The organism is Streptomyces sp. NPDC002790, from assembly GCF_040295505.1.
GTDB lineage: Bacteria > Actinomycetota > Actinomycetes > Streptomycetales > Streptomycetaceae > Streptomyces.
In genome coordinates, this window is sequence record NZ_JBEOVM010000004.1 from 161096 (window position 1) to 179766 (window position 18671).

An 18671-nucleotide genomic window follows, 5' to 3' on the forward strand; every position below is an offset into this window, starting at 1 on the left:
TCCCTTGTTCACCAAGCTTGTTGGGTTTCGAAGAAACGGAGCCAGAAGCGGGTGTGCTCCGGGTCCGCGACGTTGATGGGTCGAAAGTGCTCGCCGATCTCCATGACGGAGCCGACGTCCTTCGAGAAGGGCTGCCAGCGGGGGAGACCCGCGCCGTTGGGGTCTCCGGTGGCGACGAAGTTCGTCCAGTAGCCGGAGACGGTCCGGGCGATCTCGTGATCCTCCTCGGTCCACGAGCCGGTGCCGCCCGCGGGGTTGCCGAAGACGTAGTCGATCTCGGAACCGTGGCAGGCCCCGCGCGGTCCGGAACCCTCCGCCTTCGAGCGGTGGGTCCAGAAGTAGGTGTGCAGGGACCGTGCGCTGTGCCGGGCCCAGTCGACACCCCAGAGGTACGTCGAGAGGCGGGAGTTGTCGCGGGCCGCCCGGCTGCTGGCCTCGGCCGCCTCGTCGTCCGTCGTCGCCGGGTACAGGCGCAGGAACTCCTCAGCGAGCGCGCCGAACTTCCGCTGTGCGGCGGCCCGGTGCTGCTCCAGTGTCACCTGGACCGGAGGGGACCCGGGCCGGGTGGTGCGACGGCCGGTGCGCAGCGCGTCGACCAGGTTCCGAGGGACCGCCCCTGCCTCGTCGAGGTTGTTCCCGGCGAGGTAGTCGATGTCGTTCTGCAGGCCCTGGGCGTACGTCTCGTGGTATCCGGCGGGGATCGCCCAGCCGTCCACGACGGGACGCAGCATCGGCGGTCCCGCGGCGCCGCCGGTCTCGACGCTGGTGTCGATCGGGTCGTGCCCGTCGATCAGCTTGTGCCAGTCCAGTGCTCGCAGCTCCCGGACAGTGCGGGCGCCGTGCACCCGCAGGTACTGGCTGCCCGCGCTCTCCGCGTCGGCCCGCAGGCGGTAGGACGTCGACAGGTAGCGGAGCTCGGGGTCGCGGCAGTACCGGGCGTGGCTCTGCGCGATGGCCCGGTGGAACAGGCCCTTGGCGAGCGGGGACATGGCGAGGAAGTTGACCAGGCCGGCCCCCGCGGACTGGCCCGCGATGGTGACCCGGTCGGGGTCACCGCCGAAGCCCGCGATGTTGTCGCGCACCCAGCGCAGCGCGGCCACACAGTCGAGGAGCCCGTAGTTGCCCGACGAGCCGTGCTCCGACTCGGCCCCGAGCTCGGGTGCGGCGAGGAAACCGAAGGCGCCCAGGCGGTAGTTGAACGTGACGACGAGCACGCCCTGGCCGGCCAGGTTCTCGCCGTCGTAGCGCGGCTGCGCGCCCGTGCCCTCGCGGAAGCCGCCACCGTAGATCCAGACCAGGACCGGCCGTCGTTCCTCGCGCGAGGGCGCGCCCGTCCAGATGTTCAGGCTCAGGCAGTCCTCGCTCATCGGCACGTCGACACCGGTCGCCGCCGCCTCGTTCGGTGCCTGCGGGCACATGGGTCCGAACCGGTCGGCCCGCCGCACCCCCTCCCAGCGCCGCGGGGGCCGCGGCGGCCGCCAGCGCAGATCGCCGACGGGCGGCGCCGCGTAGGGGATGCCGCGGAAGACGGTGACGGAGCGATCCCGGCACGGGATGCCCTCGACGGGGCCCGCCTCGGTGTCCGCGATGGCACGGGTCATTGGGTCCTTTCCGCCCCGGCCGCTCGTCAACCGACGTGCGCGGCAGGGGACGTGTCGAGCAGCAGCGCCCTGCGGGCGGAGCCGACGTGATGGCGCATCGCGGCGGACGCCGCGGCGGGGTTGCGGGTGACGACGGCCAGGTAGATGGCCCGGTGCTCCTCGAGGGAGCCGGAGCGCGGGTGCCGCGCCGACAGATTGCGGTACTGGCGCATCACCAGCGGGTACAGCAGCGTGTCGTAGGCGCGCGCCAACGTGCCCTGGTGCGAGGCCAGTTTCAGCTGCTGGTGGAAGCGGCGGTTGCAGCGCGAGTAGGCGTCCTGGTCGCCGCGGGACTGCCGCTCCTCCATGTCCTGGAGCGTGCGCCCCAGTTCCTCCACCTCTTCGGCGGTGGCCTGCTCCGCGGCCTTGCCGGCCAGCGCGGACTCCAGGATCTCGCGGGCCTCCAGAATGTCCGCCGCCTCCTCGACGGAGAAACTCCTGGTGCGCACCCCGCGGTTGACCTCCCCGGTCACATAGCCCTCGTGCGTCAGGCGGGCCAGGGCGGTGCGCATGGTGCTCCGGGACACGTCGAACATTCGCGTGAGGTCCGCCTCGGTCAGCCGTGTGTCCGGCGGGATGCTCCCCGACAGCAGCAGGGAGCGCAGCCCGTCGTAGGCGTGGCTGTAGCGGGTGGCGACTGAAGGCGTGGCAGGCATGACGGGTCAGCTCCCGGAGCTGCCGAGGGAGGCGTACAGGCGCCGGGCGGTGCCCGCGAAGATCTCCTGCCGGTCCTGCTCCGGCAGCCCCGCGAGGACCTGCTGGGCGAGGGTGAGGAGCTCGGGCAGCGACTGTTCGGCGGCCGGGCAGTTCGACCCCCAGGCGATCCGCCCCGCCCCGAACGCCCCGACGACCGGGCCGAGGAAGTCGGCCGCCTGCTCCCCGGCGTCCTGAAGCCGCTCCAGGTTGCGGTGGGTCAGCTTGAGGTGCAGGCCCGGGTGCACGGCCAGTTCCGCCACCTCGGCGCCCGCCTTGGCCGGGGACGCGGCGATGTCGGGGTAGCCGATGTGGTCGAGGAGGACCGTGACACCGGGGAAGCGGCCCAGAAGTTCCTTCAGCTGCTCGGTTGCGGGGCCGAGCCGCATCTGGAGACACACCGGCAGCTTCAGCTCGGCGGCCTGCTCCCAGAAGGGGTACGCCTCCGGGGCGGCGAACCACTCGCCCTGCGTCGGCACCGTGCTGCCGCTGGTGAAAAGCCGCACCCCGGACAGGCCGCCCTCGCCGACCGCGGCCTTGAGCGAGTCGGCGGCGTCGGGGCGCAGCGGGTCGACGGTGCCGACGGCGACGAAGCGCTCCGGCCACCGGCGGGTGCTGTCGAGGACGTACGAGTTGTCGTAGCCGTAGTTGGTGGTGGCCTGAACGAGGACGGCCTGGTCGATGCCGGTCGCGTCCATCCGGTCGACCATGCCCTCGGCGGTCACTGGTCGGGTGGCGGCCCACGTCGACTGCTTGCCCCCGAGCGGTGCTTGGGGGTAGGCGGTCGGGTCCTCGGAGATGATGTGGCAGTGTGCGTCGACGACGTCCATGCGGGGTGCTCTCTCTGTCTGTATGGGCAGGCTCGTGGAGGGAAGGGCTCAGGCGGCCGGGTACTCGCCCGCCGCGAACAGCGAGCCCGCGTCGGTGGGGAAGTCCGCGTCGAGCAGCCCCTGGTCCTTCGCGAACCGCGCCATGGCGTTCAGGCTGCGCTCGTTGGCTGTGACGCCGTACGGGACGGGGTCGGCGCCGATCGCGCGGCCCTGGCGGGCCAGGCGCGGTACCGCCGCCCACTCGGGCTGCGCGGCGAGGTGGCGGCGCTTGCTCTCCGCGAACGCCGCGTACAGCTTGGTGGGCAGGTCGGGGTCGCGCTCCACGAGTTCGGAGCGCACCGAGATCAGCGAGTGCAGCGGGTAGATCCCGGTGCGCAGGTAGTGGTCCACCGCGATCGCGCCGGCCTCGGGGAAGAGCGGGTACGGTCCTTCGTCGCTGGTGGGCTCCGGGTCGGCCGCCGCCGTCCACCCGGCCCTCGGAGAACCGGCCCGGCCGGTCCCGGCGTTGCCGGTCAGCGCCGCGTCGATCTCCCCGGCGCGCAGCAGCTCGCCCAGCGAACGGCCGTCGGTGACCCGCTCGACATTGGCCGGGACACGGCCCTCGATGTGGTCGTCGTCGTCCACCACCCACGTGATCGTGTCGATGTCGACCCCGTACTCCTCACGCAGCACACCACGCACCCACACACCGGTGCTCACCGAGTAGGCGCGCACGCCGATGCGGCGTCCTTCCAGGTCCTTCGGCACGCGGATACCGGAGTTGGCCGCGCACTGGACGTCACCGTGGTGGAAGCGCCGGTTGAGGAAGACCGGCACCGCGGTCAGCGGGATGCCCTCCTGGCGTGCCATCAGGTAGGAGACCGGGGCGAGTTCGCACACGTCGAACTCCAGGTCCCGGATCATCCGCCGGTACGCGCCGATGACCGGCTTGACCTCCACCGGGTCGACCCGGTACCCGTCGATTTCGACGTCGCCGTCCAGCAGTGCCTGCCCGTGCGGGTAGTCACCGAAGACCGTCGTGATCTTTTCCATTGCTGTCCATCTCCAAGTTCATGAGTACGTAGGGCAGTTCGCGGGGGTGTCAGCCGCCCAGGCGCTCCGGTGACACACCAAGCGCCGTGCAGGTGCGCTCGACGAGCTCGTCGTAGTCGACCGCCCGCTCGATCACGCCCTGCTCCAGCGCGTACGCCGCGGCCTTGGTGAACGCGCCGCGCAGCGCCTCGAAGCCCACGGGGTGCAGGGGCACGGGGCCCGGCTTCTCCGCGTCGGTGAGGACCGAGCGCATCGCGTCGTACGCGGCGAGGATCGCGGCGGAGTGCTCCGCCGCGGCCGACGCGGACACACCGACGACGTGGTTGACCGGGATGAACCCCCGGTCCCGCGACCACTGTTCGGCGACCTCGTGCGCGCCGTCGATCGCGGTGCGGATGCGGTCGTCGGCGGGGAGGCCGTTGCCCATGATCCCGAAGTCGAGGCGGCCCTCCAGGAAGTCCGCCTGCAGCTTGGCCCCCTCCGGCGCCTGCCGCACCCAGGACGGGTCGTCGGCGCCGTCGACATGGCTGCCCTCGTACGTCGTCCAGTGCGCCTTGCCCAGGTCGACGCCGTACTGCTCGCTGAGGAAACCGCGCATCCACACACCGGTGGTCTGGCTCCAGGAGCGGACGCCCACGCTGTGCCCCTCCACGTCGGCGGCGGACAGCTTGCCGAGGGTCACAAGCGTCTGGTGCTGGTGGCGCCCCAGAGTGGTGACCGGCAGCAGCAGCACCGGCTTCCCGTGGGCGACGGCCTGCAGCACCGTCGCGATCGCGATCTCGCACAGGTCGGCGGCCGACTCGTTCACGAAGCCACGGGAGGCCTTGTGCACGGGACTGATGTCGAGCCGCTCCGGCTCCGTGCCTGATTCACGGACCGCCGAGATCGCGGCCGCCGCGAGGTCGTCACGGCCGAGCACCAACTTCATGTCTTACTCCTTCTGGGCAGGATCAGAGCGGCGGTTCAGGCCGCCTGATCCGGGTTCGCGGTCCGCGGTGTGTGGTGACGTTCGTGGTGGCGGCGCAGCAGATCGGCGCCGTAGTCACCTGCGTTGGGGGTGCGGACGATGGTGTGGATGTGTCGGCGCGACGGATAGTCGTTGCCGAAGAGCACGCCCGGCATGTGCTCGAACTCGACGAGGATCACGGGGCTGTGCAGGCGGTAGTAGAAGGTGCCGTCGGGGTTCCCGGCCCACGCGAAGTGGGTGTCGCCCTCGTGCGCCAGGACCTCCTCCATGCGCACCCGCGCGTGGTGGTCGCCGGCCCGGTTCACGTACAGGCCGAGGAGGCGCAGCGCGGTGTCCCGCTGGCCGGTGGACATCCGACTCAGCGGCAGCCCGGCGTAGTTGAGCTCGAAGTTGTCGCGGAAGGCCCCGACGAACAGCTCTGCCGGCAGGGTGTCCGCGATGACGGCGTGCTCGCGCTGCCGGGGGTCGAGGTCGGTGAACAGCTCCTGGCCGAGGGCCTCCTCGCCACGGAAGGCGACCGTTCCGGCGTACTTCCCGGAACCGGCGGCCACGGGTTCGGCGCCGAGGAAGGAAGGGGTGAGGACCATCTGGTCGCCGACGAAGACGCAGTTGACGTTGACGTGGTGACCGTCGAGCTGCCAGCCCCACGGGCCGCCGTTCTCGGGCTCCCCGTAGACGGAGAACCAGTACAGCCACTCGTTGAGCCCGTGCGTGTTGTCGCTCATCTCGCCGATGGTCAGATTGAGACGCATCAGGTCGACCATCTGCCCGTAGCCGTCCGCGCTGAGGCTCTCCCGGATGACGGACATGGCCGACTGGCGCCGGGCGTCGTCGAGTTCCTCCAGGCAGACGCCGTGGCGCAGGAAGTAGCGTGCGCCGTTGTTCCAGTGCCGCCAGCTCACGTCGTCCATGGGGAAGCGGCCCTCGGCGCGCTGCTTCTGGGTCAGACCCGCCAGGTAGTCCTCGGCGGCCCGGTACACCTTGCGGACGTCGGCGCCCGTGCTCCGCAGCGGGAAGAGTCCCGGCCGGATGCCGGCCGACGTACCCACGCCGCGGAACGGCTCGTTCGCGGCCTTCACCCGCCAGGCGACCTTTTCGAGCAGATCAGGTGTCCAGACGTCGGGCTCGCGGGTGGGCGCGTTGCCCCGCTTGCGCAGTGCCACCATCGCCGCTCCTCCTTTCGATGCTTGTCGACGGGTGCGCCGCCCGGCGGCACACCCGTGTCGATCGCCTCCTCACTGGCTGAGGAAGGCCGCCTTCTCCTCGATGGCCGCCACGTCCACCGGCTCGCCGATGAGGCCCTGCTCCAGGGCGTACTGGCCGGCGATCTCCAGGCAGGCGGCGAGCGAATCGCTCCAGCCGGCCCGCACCGCGCGCCCGGCGGGTGAGTCGTCTCGTTCTCCCGCGGTAGACGTGATCGCCTCCTCCAGTGCCCGGTACACGGCCCGTACGTCCTCCTGCCGGGCGCGCAGGACGTCGTCGCGCACCACCAGGAGGTGGTTGGCCGGGATCGTCCCGTGACGTTCGATCCAGGCCTGTCCTGCGGCCTCCGCGTCCTTGACCAAGGTGACAAGTCCCTTGCCCTGCCCGCCGATTGCCTTCGGGCCGAGCACTGCCGCCGATACGTCTCCGGCGTGCAGCAGGTCCGCGACCCGCTTCTGGTCGGAGCGTTCTACGTACGACGGATTGGTGTACTGGGAGACATGGACGTCCTCGGTGGTCACCCACGTGACGTCGGAGGACTTGACGCCGTACTCCTCCTGCAGCCAGCCGCGCACCCACAGCCCGGTGGTCTGGCCGTACGAGCGCACGCCCACCCGCCGGCCCACGAGGTCGCGCGGGCCGAGGTCGGCGCCGTCGGGCAGCCGGGTGAGGGAGCGGTGGTGGGTGCTGCCCACCAGCACCACGGGCAGCAGGGTCACCGGGACACCCGCGTCGCGGGCCTGGAGGTAGGTGGCCATCGGCATCTCGCAGATGTCGTAGGCCAGTTCACGGACCATCCGGGCGAAGGCCGGCGGCAGTGGGCTGAACTCGGGGTAGTGGCACTCCACTCCGTCGACGGGGACGGTGCCGTCCTTCAGTGGACGGGTGTGGGAGTGATTGCCGAGCACCACGCTCAGAGGTGTCTCGGGGGAAGGTGTCTCGCGCATGCCGCTCACACGTCCTCTCCGTACTGGATGCGGCGGTACGGGGTGCTCAGCACCTCGCGGGTGATCCGGACGTCGATCACGGTGGGCCGGGGTTCACGCACGTACTCGGCCAGCGCGTCGCGCAGCTCCTGCGCCGTGCGGACCGTGGCCCCGCCGCCGCCCAACGACGCGGCGACCGAGCCGAGTTCGGGCGTGGAGATGGTCGCGAGGTCCGGGTCGAGCCCCTTGGCCTTCGCCTTGTGGTACTCGGCGCCGAGGCCCTGGTCGTTCATCACGACGACGAGCAGCGGGATGTCGTAGCGGCACGCCGTCTCGAACTCGGACAGGTGCATGATGAAGCTGGCGTCGCCCTCGACCACGAACCCCGGCTTGTTGCCCTTGGCGACCATCTGCCCGAGGGCGATCAGCGGGGCCTGGCCGATGGCTCCGAACATGCCGTAGTTGGAGAGCACATCACGGGAGCGCTGGAAGAGCATGGTGCCGAAGTCGGTCTGGTGCCCGCTGCCGAGCACCAGGCCCATCTCGCCCGGCAGATCGTGGTCCAGGATCCAGATCGCCTCGCGCGGGTCGAGCCGGCCGGGCTCGTTCACGTACTCCGGCTGCTGGACACGGGCGGTCAGGTGCTCGCGCACCTGGTCGGTGTGGTAGCCCTCGTGCCGGACGGAACGCTCCTGGAGCACCCGGGTCAGGTCGCTGAGTGCGGTGACCGCGTCGGCCTGCAGATAGCAGTCCGCCCTCTTGCCGTTGCCCATGACCAGGTGGGGAGCGGTGTCGATCTGGATGTACTTGGCCTCGGGGTAGAGGTAGCCGCTCTCGATCGTGTAGTGGTTCAGGCTGGCGCCCACCGCGATCACGCAGTCGGCGTCCTGGAGCAGCTCCATCGACACCTTGTCGCCGAACAGGCCCGACAGGCCGACGTGGAAGTCGGTGCGGTCGCACAGCCAGTTCTTCGCCTGCAAGGTGGTGGCCAGCAGGGCGCCGGTCTGCTCCTGGAGGGCGAGCACCTCCTCGCCGGAGTCCGCACCCCGCGCACCCCGCCCGGCGATGATCACGACGCGCTTGGAGTCCTGGATCAGGTCACAGGCGGCCTCAAGACGGCTCGGCTCGGGCAGCAGCCTGGACTTCTCGATCAGGGCGGTCGACGGGACGTAGTCCTCGTCGTAGTCGTCGAGTTCGGCCACCTGGACGTCGAACGGGGCGCTGATCATGACCGGCTTGGACTCGGTCCTGGCCAGGTAGAAGGCCTGCCGCACCGCCTCCTGGGCGTTCTCCGGGCGGGCGATGTGGATGAACTCGCACTCGATGGCGGCGGCGAAGCGCCGCTGGTCGAGGTACTGGGTGGCGCCCTCGTCGCCCAGCGGGGTCTCACCGCAGAAGGCCACCAGGGGGGTGCCCGCCCGGCTCGCGCAGAGCATCGAGGTGGCCAGCTGCGAGACACCGGGGCCGCTGGTCGTGGTGACCACGCCCGGCCGGCCCGCGCCGCGGGCCCAGCCGTCGGCCATGCCGAGGCCGGATCCCTCGTGCCGTACCTCGTAGAGCTTGACACCGCGGTCGGCGAGCGCGGCCATCCAGTGCATGTTGGCGTCACCCATCATGCCGAAGACATCGCTGGTGCCCTCCCGGACGAACGCCTCGGCGAGAGCTTCGTAGACCTTCACTTCTGGAACTCCTTCACGTTCGCCGCAGCGGTCGCCCGCGACTTCAGGACGCCTTCGAGCCGGGAGAAGACGTGCAGCGCGTTCCCCCCGTAGACCGCCCGCCGGTCGGCATCGCTCATGTCGATGGAGTCGAGGGTGTACTTCGTGTCGTCGAACCGCCGCCCCGTCTCCGGGTCCACGCTGCGGACGGCGCCGATCATCTCCGAGGCGAACAGGACGTTCTGAGCGGGGATGATGTCGAGCAGCAGCTCCATGCCGCGCTTGTGGTACACGCAGGTGTCGAAGGAGACATTGCCGAGGATCGACTCCTCAAGCGGCGGCCGGCCGCGGTCCTGCATCATGCCCCGGTAGCGGCCCCAGTGGTACGGGACGGCGCCGCCGCCGTGCGGCAGGATCAGCTTCAGCTTCGGGAAGTCCTTGAACAGGTCCGACTCGCACAGCTGCATGAACGCCGCGGTGTCACCGGCGAGATAGTGGGCACATGTGCCTTGCATCGCGGGGTTCCTGGACATCGCGACGTGCACCATCGCGGGCACGTCGAGCTCGACCATCTTCTCGTAGAGCGGGTAGTAGACGCGGTCCGTCAGCGGCGGCGCCTGGTAGTAGCCGTCCGACGGGTCCGGGTTGAGCAGGCAGCCGACGAAGCCCAACGTCTCGACGCAGCGCTCCAGTTCGGCCGCGGAGTTGCGTACGGAGGCGGCCAGTGCGTCGCCCGGGGACTGCGGGAGCTGGCACACCCCGACGAACCGCTCGGGGAAGAGACCGCACACCCGGGCGATCAGGTCGTTGCTGACGTGCGCCCAGTCGAGGCTGGTCCGCTCGTCGCCGTAGTGGTGGGCCATCTTGCCCGCGCCCGGCGAGAAGATCGTCACGTCGGTGCCGCGCTCCATCTGGAGCTTCAGCTGCCCGTTCTCGATGGCTTCGCGTATCTCGCCGTCGGTGATGTGCAGCGCCTCGGGCGAGACCCGGGCGCCGGACTCCTCGAACGCCTTGATCTGCTTCTCGCGCCACTTGCCGAGCGCGGGTGGCGCCGTGGTGAAGTGGCCATGGCTGTCGATGATCATGTGTTGCTCCGAAACTCGCGTGCGGTGGTCGGCAGAGGGTGTGAGGACACCTCACTCCCGGCCGGTCAGCTCCCGGGCCTTGTGCAGGCCGGGGTAGGTGCGCACCGGTGAAGACATCAGGAAGCGGTAGCCGTCGTCGAGGACCTGCTTGACGTTGTCGGCGGTGACATGCGGATGACCCACGGCGACTCCGCGCTCGGCGCAGATGTCGAGGATCCGCTGCTTGCACTCCAGAACGCGGGGGTGCTCGTACTGGCGGGGGAAGCCCAGCTCCTGGCTCATGTCGCCCTCGCCGATGAGGATCAGGCCGATCCCCGGCACCTGGTCGAGGATGCCCGGCAGGTTCTTGATGCCCTGCTGGTCCTCGATCATGAGGCCGACGAGGATCTCGCCGTCCGGGGCGAGCGGCCACACATCGGCCCGCGCGTAGTACTCGGTGTTCGGGATGCCCCAGTAGCGGGTCGCCGCGTGCGGGCCGTCACCGCGCAGGCCGGCCGGCTCGTACAGCGGGGCGTCGGGCAGCCGCGGGTAGCGGCAGGCGGCGACGGCGTTCCGGGCCTCCTCCACCGTGGAGATGTGCGGCCAGATGATGCCGAACGCCCCCAGGTCCAGGGCCTGTTTGGCGTGCCACTGCGCCTTCTCCGCGCCGTTGGCGGGGATGCGCACGATCGGGGTGACATCCGGTGCGAGGCTGTCCGCCTCGAATACCCGGCGCCTGCTCAGCAGGTACTGGAAGCTGTCCTTGAGGGCGTTGATGTCCCAGGGCTTGTGCTCCATCTCGAACACCACGGCGTCGTAGTCCGAGTTGCTCAGCTCGATCGCGGATGTCGGATCGGCCGCGGAGAAGGTCGCGAAGACATGCTGCCCGGCGTCCAGCGCGCCGATCACCTTGTTGAGCCTGGACGTTGTCATCGCCGACCTCCCTGGCGGAGTGCTTCCTCGGATGTGTTCTCGGCGCGCGGCGCCGTCTGCGGCGGCTGCCCTTGGCGCCTGGCGCGTCGACCGGCCCACCAGGCCCGCAGGCGGGCGAAGAGGCCGGTCGGCCTCGGCGCGGGGGCCGGTGCGTCGGCGGACACCAATGTGGGTGTCTCGACGGGCGCGGCACACACCTGGACGAACCGCTCGGTGAACTCCTTCGTCATCCGGGAGACCACGGCCCCGGCGCCCGACTCGATCAACTTGGCGAGCTTGCCGTTGAGTTTGATCTGGCCGTCGCAGAACACCTTGGCGCTGTCGGGGGTGTCCGCCTCGACGACGCGGAAGGTGGCCTCGGCGCTGAAGCGGGTGGCGCCCTGGCCGTCCGCGCCACGGGCCGTGAGGCGGCCCTCATGTGTGGACTCGTCGAGGTCCAGGGAGATGCGGGCGGCGAACTTGACCCGGATGCCACCGAATCTGATGGCCAGGGTTCCGTCGAAGGACCCGTCGTCGTGCGACGCTCCGAGCTCCGCGCCACCGATGCAGGACACGACGGCCGAGGGGTCGGAGATGACCTCCCAGACACGTTCGGGCGGACTCGGTACGGCGATCTCTTCCGTGATCGATATCAAAGCAGTGAACCTCACTCGGCGGCAGGCGTTGCGGTCATGGGGGAGCCGGGGCAGGACGGCATGACGGCACAACTGCCGTGATGGTTGGGCGATGTGGGGCGTGTACGGGTCGCGTGGCGGTGCTACGCGGCGGCCTCCTGCTCGGCGGCGAACAGGCCCCAGAGGTGGTTGTAGAGCTCCGAGAACTCGGGTGACTCGACGAGCGAGCCGATCTGGCGCGGCCGTTCGAAGGGGACCTGGATGACACGCCGGATCGTGCCGGGGCCCTGTGACATCACGACGACCTCGTCGGCCAGGTAGAGAGCCTCGTTGAGGTCGTGCGTGACGAAGATCAGGGTCCCGTTCTGCTCCTGCCAGATGTTGAGCAGTTCCTGCTGGAGCCTGAGCCGGGTGATCGCGTCGAGCGGCCCGAACGGCTCGTCCATCAGCACGATGGACGGGTCGTAGATCAGGGCCCGCGCGATCGCGCAGCGTTTCTGCATGCCGCCGGACAGTTCCCGCGGGAAGTGGTCCTCGAAGCCGGTCAGGCCGACGAGTTCGATCCAGTTGGCGATGCGCGCCTCGCGCTCCTCCTTGGGGACCTTGCGGAACTTGAGGGCCAGGCCGATGTTCGCCTTGACGCTCAGCCAGGGCAGCAGGTGGGACGCCTGTGTCACGTACGCGGCATCGGAGTTGACGGTGGTGACCGGCTCGCCTGCGTAGTGCACCTCCCCCTGCGTGGGGGAGAGCAGCCCGGCGGCCAGGTTGAGGATGGTGCTCTTCCCGCATCCGCTGGGACCGATCACGGCGACGACCTTGCCGCGATCGACCTTGAACGACACATCCTCGATCGCCGGCCGGTGAGTGCCGGGGAACTGCAGGGTGACGTTCTCGAGACGGAGTGCCTCTGTGTGGAGGTTGCGCTGGGTGGTCGACATGTCAGTCTCCTCGGCCTCCTTCCCGCGAAGGGCTGGATCGGGGGCCGTGCGCTCGCGGCTGGGGCGGCGGTCGTGGGTGGATCCAATCGGCAGTGGCGGTCTGCTTCACTTCGATTGTCCAACAACTTTCAACGGGAACGTAACACCGTCGTCATGGCGGCACAAGAAGTTCGCAGTAAATAAGGGTGATTCACAGGAATCTCCAGCTGGCTCGATGGCGGACTGTTAGACAAAGTGGATCGCGCGTGATGGTGTCTCGCAGGGAGGCCTACGGCCGGGTCAGGGGTGGGAGCGTGCGCGGCCGGCCGACGAGAGCGGCAGTACGGCCAGGCCGACCGCCGCCGCGGCGAGACCGCCGACGAGCAGGGCGCCCCGGGCGCCCCACGAGGCACCAATGGCACCGACGGCGGGACCGCCGATGACCGTGCCGCCCAGCCAGCCGATCGACCAGACCGACAGCACACGGCCGCGCATCTGCGGGGCGGCCGTCAGCTGCATCAGTGTCTTGGCGGAGGAGTTGAAGGTGATCGAGGCGGAGCCGACGAACACGAGCAGGACCAGTGTCACGGGCAGTGTCGGTGCCAGCGCCGCGGCGCAGATCACGACACCCCAGAGCACCGCCGACACCGCGAGCGACCGGGTGTCGAACCGGCGCCTGCGCATCGCCAACAGCCCGCCGGCCACTCCGCCCAGGCTCATGACGGCCATCGCCGTGCCGTACCCCGCAGGTCCCGCCCGGAACACCGATGTCGTCAGCAGCGGCAGGCTCACCGGGAACTCCCAGGTGAGGATGCCCGTCACGTACACCATGACCATCGGGTACAGCAGCTCGGGCGTGTGGCGGATGTGGGCGAGGCCCTCGCGGATCTGCCCCGTCGCACGGTCCTCGGGTTCGGCCGGGAACATCTCGGCCGAGCGCAGTCCGAGCAGGCTGAGGATGACGGCCAGGAACGACAGGGTGTCCAGGGCGAAACACGGGGTCGCCCCCAGTGTCGCGATCACCGATCCGGCGATGCCGGGGCCGGCGAGCTTGGCCGTGTTGATGAAGGTGGAGTTGATCGCGATGGCATTGGCCAGATGGTCCGCGTCGACGAGTTCGCCGAGCAGCTTCTGGCGTGCGGGGTTGTCGAAGACGTTCGTCAGGCCGAGCGCGAGCATGACCAGGATGAGCAGCGGCAGTGTGACGAGGTGGGTCCACGACAGCACGGTCAGCAGCGCGGCCAGGACACCGAAGCAGATCTGGGTGAGCAGAAGGAGCCGCCGGGTGTCGTGCCGGTCGGCCACGAGCCCGCCCCAGACACCGAGCAACAGGACCGGCAGATACCGGGCCCCGGTCACCAGGCCGAGCATGGTGCCACTGTGGGTGAGGTCGAGGGTCAGCCAGCCGATGGCGATGTTCTGCATCCAGTTGCCGACCACCGACGTGAACTGCCCCATCGAGAACAGGCGGTAGTTCCTGATCCGCAGCGAGGCGAAGGTGCCCGGTCGTCCGCCCGCCGGGGCCACCTCGGTCAACCGATGTCCGTGCCCAGTGCCTTCTCTCCCTTGGGGAAGAAGGCGGTCAGGCGGTTGTAGTCGTCGAGCGTCGACGTCGGGTACCACTTCAGGTTCGCCTGGCAGATCGCCGCGAGGACCGGGGTGTCGTCCGGGTGCGAGCAGTCGGTCTTCGCGGGGATACGGGAGTTGTACGTCTTGGCGAGGGCCTGCTGGGCCGGGGCGGAGGACAGGAACGAGGTCAACAGGGCTGCGGCGGCGGGGTGTTGGGCACCCTTGGGGACGTAGAGGTACGACTCGTTCGCGTTGGTGGGGGAGAGGGGGGCCACCTCGACGGGCGCGCCCTTCTTCTTCGCCTCCAGCACGAGGTTGATGAGGCTGGTGCCGATGCTCACCTCACCCGACTCGACCGGTGCCTCGGTCTGGGTGGTGTTCGGCGCGTAGTGGGGCTTCTGCGCGGCGAACTTCTTGGCCCACGCCAGCGCCATCTTCTGCCCCAGGCCCGGGTCCAGGTCCCAGGCGGTCAGGAACGACGCGCGGGACTCGGCCGAGATCTTGCCGCCGGACCAGCGGGGGTCGAGCAGGTCGTTCCACGTCCTCGGCACATCGGCCGGCTTGACCTTGTCCGTGTTGTAGGACCACACCTTCGGAACCGCCCAGATGTAGACGAGTCCCTTGTGCAGGAGGTTCTTCTTGTCGATGCCGTACCGGGTCCAGTCGATGTTGTCCGCCATGTCGGCGGACGGGCCCACGGTGAGTCCACCGGCGTTGCCCACGTCGACGGAGACCTTCCCGGCGGCCTGCTCCATCCTGAGCTGGCTGACCTGGTCGGGGGCCTTGGTGTTGGTGTACTTGACCTCGATGCCGGGGTACTTCTTCTCGAACAGGTCGATCGCGGGCTGCATCTGGGCCTGCGGCTTGGGGGCCGACCACTCGACCTCGCCCTCCTGCCCGGCCTGTTTCACCAGCGCGTTCATCGACTTCGGGAGATCCGCGCTCTTGGCCGACGTCCCGCAGCCGGTCATGCCCGCCGCGGTGACCAGAACGGTGACCGCGGCGAAGGCGCAACGCCGTGGGGGCCCGCCCTTCCTTGCCTGTTTCATCGCCATTTCGTCCTCAAGACATGCCGGCCGTCGCGCGGCGGGCAGGGGTTATCGGGTGACTGCGGATGCGTTGTAGACACGGGAGGCATTGCCGCCGAGGACGTTCGCGAGGTCGTCCGGTGCCATCCATGACAGGTGGCTCTCGATCCGGTCACGCAGGTCACGCAAGGTGCCGTCGGACGCCGGGAAGTTCGACCCCCACATCAGACGGTCGGCGCCGAAGATGCCGGCGAGACGGCGCAGGACTTCGGGGACGTCGACGTCCGGTTCGCCGGCGAGGCGGTTCAGCGCCGGGGGCGTGATCTTCAGGTGGACGCCAGGGAATCGGGCCAGCCGGCCGAGTTCGTCGAGCTTCGGGTAGGAGGGGCCGCCACTGGCGTTGGGGCGGCCCGCGTGGTCGAGCAGGATGGTCAGCGTCGGGTGCGCGTCGAGTACGTGGGCGAGCTTGTCGGCGTCCTTCGAGTGCATCTGGACGCACACGGGCACCCCGCGGCTCTCCACGTAGTCCCACACCGCGGTCATCCGCTCGTCCGAGATCCCGGAGCCCGGCGTGGGTACCTTCGTGGTGCCGTCGGAGACACGGATGCGGACACCGCTGAACCCGCGCTCCTCGATCCAGTGGTGGAGGTCGGGCACCGCCGAGTCGGACAGGAAGTCGACCGCGCACACGCCCACCAGCCGGTCCGGATGCCTGTCCAGGGCGTCGGCCGCGTAACGGTTGTCGAATCCGTAGACCGTCGACGCGTGGACGAGCGCCGCCCGCTCCACCCCGGCGTCGTCGAGGTGTCGGATCAGGCCGGACACATCAACGGGGCGGGCCTGCGACCACTCCGATCGCGTTCCGCCGAGCGGCGCCGTCGGGTAGGTGTCCGTGTCGGCCGACATGGCATGGGTGTGGGTGTCGAAATAGTGCATCGATGCTCCTCGGAGTCTTGCGGGTACGGAGATGTGTCCCGGACCGGCCGAACGTGCGGGCGGGTCAGGCCGGGCCCACGTGACGGTGGAAGTCGGCGAAGAGGTCCGCCGCGTCCAGGTCGGACTTGATGAGCCCCTGCTCGCGGGCGAAGCGGATGGCCGTCTGGAGGGTGGCCAGGAGGGTGTCGCTCATGCCGTGCTGCACCACGAGCTCGCGGGTGGAGCCGGTGGGCTCGACAGGGCGCGCGGCGTCGATACTCGCGCAGAGCCCCTGGTAGAGCGCGCGGACGACGCGGGGCTCGGACTCCAGGAGATCCTTGCGCACGACGGCGAGATGGTTGATCGGCACCCAGCCGTGGTGGTCGAGGAACCCCGCCTGCTGTTCCTTCCAGTCGGTGAGGAGAGGCACGAGGCCGTCCACGTGGTCGGCGGAGCGTGCTCCCATGACCACCGCGGCGACGTCTCCCTGGCGCAGCGCGTCCACCAGTCCGAGTGAGGTGCGCTCCACGTTGGGTGGCTCGTGTGCGCCGTCGACGTGTGGGCCCTCTCTGGTCACCCATGTCATGTCCTCGGCCCGCACACCGTAGGTGTCACTGAGGACGCCCCGCACCCACAGGGCCGTCGTCTGGCTGTAGGCGCGCACACCGACCCGCTGTCCACGCAGGTCCTCCGGCCGGAGCTGCCCCTCGCCTCCCCAACCGGAGATCGACCGGTGGTGGAAATTGCCGTGCAGCACCACGGGGATCGCGGCGATCGGCACACCGGCCTCGACCGCCTGGAGAAGGGTGGCGATGGCCATTTCGGAGACGTCGTACCGCTGCTCACGCACCATCGGTGCGAAGGCCCGATGGATCGGCTCGATCGCGGGGAAGTCGAGATCGCAGCCGGGGGTCTTCACGGTGCCGTCGAGGAGTGGCTCGGTGTGCGGGTAGCGGCGCAGCGCCACCGTGAGCCGGGTCATCGTGTGCCCCGGCAGCGGCCGCGTCGAGGTCCGAAGTCATGTGGGGCACGGGGGAGTTGGGCCCTCATATCAGTTCCTCTTGTCGAGCTTGTTTGTTGCACAATGCTGGGAAGTTAACAGCGGTTTCACCCCTCACACAAGGCTGATGGATGAGAATCGTCAAACAATCCGGGGGTGTCGCTGAGGCTGGGGCGCGGGATGGAGGTGCCCATCCGCCTGATCAGGCATTGTCTAACAATGGAAGGTGGTCGGGGCAGCTTGGGGTGGCGTGGACCCAGGCCGACGGCGGGGGTAAACACCGAGCGTGCGGGATTTTGCTGTGACGGGGTTCACGGTGGGCAGGGTCGGTGCTACGGTCCACATTGTTTAACAAGAAGCTTGAGCCGCACATGACTGTCCCGACCGGTCGCCCCAGCGCCGTCTGCCCACATCGCCCCGAGCATCGCCTTCAGGTGGTATGGGCACACCATGTCGTCACACCAACAGGTCGACGGGGCGGACGCGTCACCGACATGTCCGGCCGTCAACGAACCCACCCCGTGTGCGCGAACACCGGCTGTCCAACGGGACGTTGGGTGCCAACCCCGAGGAGGGGACGACCGATGAGTCACGACGTGAAGGGCCGGGTGGCGGCTGTGGCGCTCGCGCTGCTGATGACGGCCGCCGCGGGCGGCTGCGGGACGACGGCGAAGAGCGCCGAACTCCCCTCGTCGAGGGCCGCCTTGGTGAAGCAGGCCACACAGGAGGGCGAGGTCGAGTGGGCCTCCTGGAACCCGGAAGCGCAGATGCAGCCCGCCATCGAGCTGTTCGAGGAGAAGTACCCCGGCATCAAGGTCAAGTACACCAACGTCAAGGCACCGGACCAGGTGAGCCGGATCAGACTGGAACAGGCCGCCAAGAAGGTGTCGATCGACGTGGGCAATGCCGGCGGACTCACCATGAGCCCCGCGGTCGATCTGGCCGGTGACGTCGACTGGACGAAGTACGGCATCGCCCAGGAGAACGTCTTCGCCAAGAACTTCGTCTACGTCTGGGCCACACCCAAGGTCTGGGCGTACAACACCGACAAGGTGAAACCCGCCGACGTACCGCGGAGTTGGGACGACCTGCTCGACTCCCGGTGGTCGGGAGGCGAGATCTCCGCGGAGTCCCGGGCGTCGTTCATGTCCGTCTGGGACCTCGACGATTCGATGGGGGAGAAGAGGGCACTGGCCTGGGCCAAGAAGTTCGGTGCCCTGAAACCGCACTACTCACCGAATGTCACCCAGGCCGAGGCGCCGATCGAGACCGGTGAGGTGAGCATCGGGACCAGCCTGGCCAGCCTGGTGCTGGCCGCGCAGGACAAGGGCGCGCCGGTCGCCGTCGCACCCGTCTCGCCGACCAGCGCCAGCGAGTCGTACCTCTACGTCCCGAAGGGCGCCCCGCACCCGGCCGCCGGAGCGCTCCTCACCACGTTCCTGTCGTCGGACGCGGCCCAGAAACTGCTCGCGAAGAGCTACAACTCCCGGATCCCGGTGAACACCGACTGCTCGAATTCGCGCGACACCGCCGTTCTTCAAGCGATGTGCAAGGCGGGCTTGAAGTGGTACGGCACCACGACCCTCCAGAAGTACAACACGCTCTCCGAGTTCTATCCGAAGGTCGAGAAGGAATTCGGGACAGATGTCGGCTAGGTGCATGTTCACGTCCAGAATCGGAGG

General features: G+C 69.3%; 17 protein-coding genes. 1 reads left to right on the forward strand and 16 read right to left on the reverse strand.

Translation table 11 applies throughout. The annotated features are described in order from the left end of the window. Positions 1–8: 8 nt before the first annotated feature. The 16 genes from ABT004_RS04355 to ABT004_RS04430 all read right to left on the reverse strand — a co-directional run bounded on the left by ABT004_RS04355 (position 9) and on the right by ABT004_RS04430 (position 16971). The gene (locus ABT004_RS04355) at positions 9–1601 is read right to left on the reverse strand and encodes a carboxylesterase/lipase family protein (RefSeq protein WP_351331310.1); all 1593 of its coding nucleotides are present in this window, start codon (positions 1599–1601) and stop codon (positions 9–11) included. Positions 1602–1627: 26 nt separating this feature from the next. After that, the gene (locus ABT004_RS04360; RefSeq protein ID WP_351331311.1) at positions 1628–2296 is read right to left on the reverse strand and encodes a GntR family transcriptional regulator; all 669 of its coding nucleotides are present in this window, start codon (positions 2294–2296) and stop codon (positions 1628–1630) included. 6 nt (positions 2297–2302) lie between these two features. Beyond that, positions 2303–3163, reverse strand: coding sequence for an amidohydrolase family protein (locus ABT004_RS04365; protein ID WP_351331312.1), 861 nt, complete (start codon positions 3161–3163; stop codon positions 2303–2305). A 48-nt stretch (positions 3164–3211) separates the two neighbouring features. Continuing rightward, positions 3212–4195 (reverse strand): ABC transporter substrate-binding protein, encoded by a 984-nt coding sequence (locus tag ABT004_RS04370; protein ID WP_351331313.1) that lies wholly within the window; start codon positions 4193–4195, stop codon positions 3212–3214. Between the two features lie 49 nt (positions 4196–4244). Beyond that, a complete protein-coding gene (locus tag ABT004_RS04375) occupies positions 4245–5123 on the reverse strand; it encodes a hypothetical protein (protein WP_351331314.1) in 879 nt (292 codons plus the stop codon). A gap of 35 nt (positions 5124–5158) precedes the next feature. Continuing rightward, positions 5159–6328 (reverse strand): DUF3500 domain-containing protein, encoded by a 1170-nt coding sequence (locus tag ABT004_RS04380; RefSeq protein ID WP_351331315.1) that lies wholly within the window; start codon positions 6326–6328, stop codon positions 5159–5161. Positions 6329–6397: 69 nt separating this feature from the next. Then, entirely contained in the window at positions 6398–7312 is a 915-nt protein-coding gene (locus ABT004_RS04385; RefSeq protein WP_351331316.1) for a substrate-binding domain-containing protein, read from the reverse strand. 5 nt (positions 7313–7317) lie between these two features. After that, positions 7318–8970 (reverse strand): thiamine pyrophosphate-binding protein, encoded by a 1653-nt coding sequence (locus ABT004_RS04390; RefSeq protein WP_351331317.1) that lies wholly within the window; start codon positions 8968–8970, stop codon positions 7318–7320. Beyond that, positions 8967–10034, reverse strand: coding sequence for an amidohydrolase family protein (locus ABT004_RS04395; RefSeq protein ID WP_351331318.1), 1068 nt, complete (start codon positions 10032–10034; stop codon positions 8967–8969). The genes ABT004_RS04390 and ABT004_RS04395 overlap by 4 nt, the downstream gene beginning before the upstream one ends. A 51-nt stretch (positions 10035–10085) precedes the next feature. Continuing rightward, positions 10086–10946 carry an HpcH/HpaI aldolase family protein gene (locus ABT004_RS04400; protein ID WP_351331319.1) on the reverse strand — a complete coding sequence of 287 codons (861 nt, stop codon included), beginning with the start codon at positions 10944–10946 and terminating at the stop codon, positions 10086–10088. After that, positions 10943–11581 (reverse strand): SRPBCC domain-containing protein, encoded by a 639-nt coding sequence (locus tag ABT004_RS04405; RefSeq protein WP_351331320.1) that lies wholly within the window; start codon positions 11579–11581, stop codon positions 10943–10945. Before ABT004_RS04405 ends, ABT004_RS04400 begins: the two co-directional genes overlap by 4 nt. A 122-nt stretch (positions 11582–11703) precedes the next feature. Further along, entirely contained in the window at positions 11704–12498 is a 795-nt protein-coding gene (locus tag ABT004_RS04410; protein WP_351331321.1) for an ABC transporter ATP-binding protein, read from the reverse strand. A gap of 279 nt (positions 12499–12777) precedes the next feature. Further along, on the reverse strand, positions 12778–14004 hold the full coding sequence (locus ABT004_RS04415; protein ID WP_351331357.1) for an MFS transporter: 1227 nt from the start codon (positions 14002–14004) through the stop codon (positions 12778–12780). A gap of 5 nt (positions 14005–14009) precedes the next feature. Beyond that, positions 14010–15095: an ABC transporter substrate-binding protein gene (locus ABT004_RS04420; RefSeq protein WP_351331322.1), complete on the reverse strand. Its 1086-nt coding sequence runs from the start codon at positions 15093–15095 to the stop codon at positions 14010–14012. Positions 15096–15143: 48 nt separating this feature from the next. Further along, entirely contained in the window at positions 15144–16010 is an 867-nt protein-coding gene (locus tag ABT004_RS04425; protein WP_351331323.1) for an amidohydrolase family protein, read from the reverse strand. Between the two features lie 64 nt (positions 16011–16074). Next, positions 16075–16971 (reverse strand): substrate-binding domain-containing protein, encoded by an 897-nt coding sequence (locus tag ABT004_RS04430; RefSeq protein ID WP_351331324.1) that lies wholly within the window; start codon positions 16969–16971, stop codon positions 16075–16077. 602 nt (positions 16972–17573) lie between these two features. On the opposite strand from ABT004_RS04430, the gene ABT004_RS04435 reads away from it, so the two are divergent. Then, positions 17574–18644, forward strand: a complete 1071-nt coding sequence (locus ABT004_RS04435; RefSeq protein ID WP_351331325.1) for an ABC transporter substrate-binding protein — start codon at positions 17574–17576, stop codon at positions 18642–18644. Positions 18645–18671: the final 27 nt, after the last annotated feature.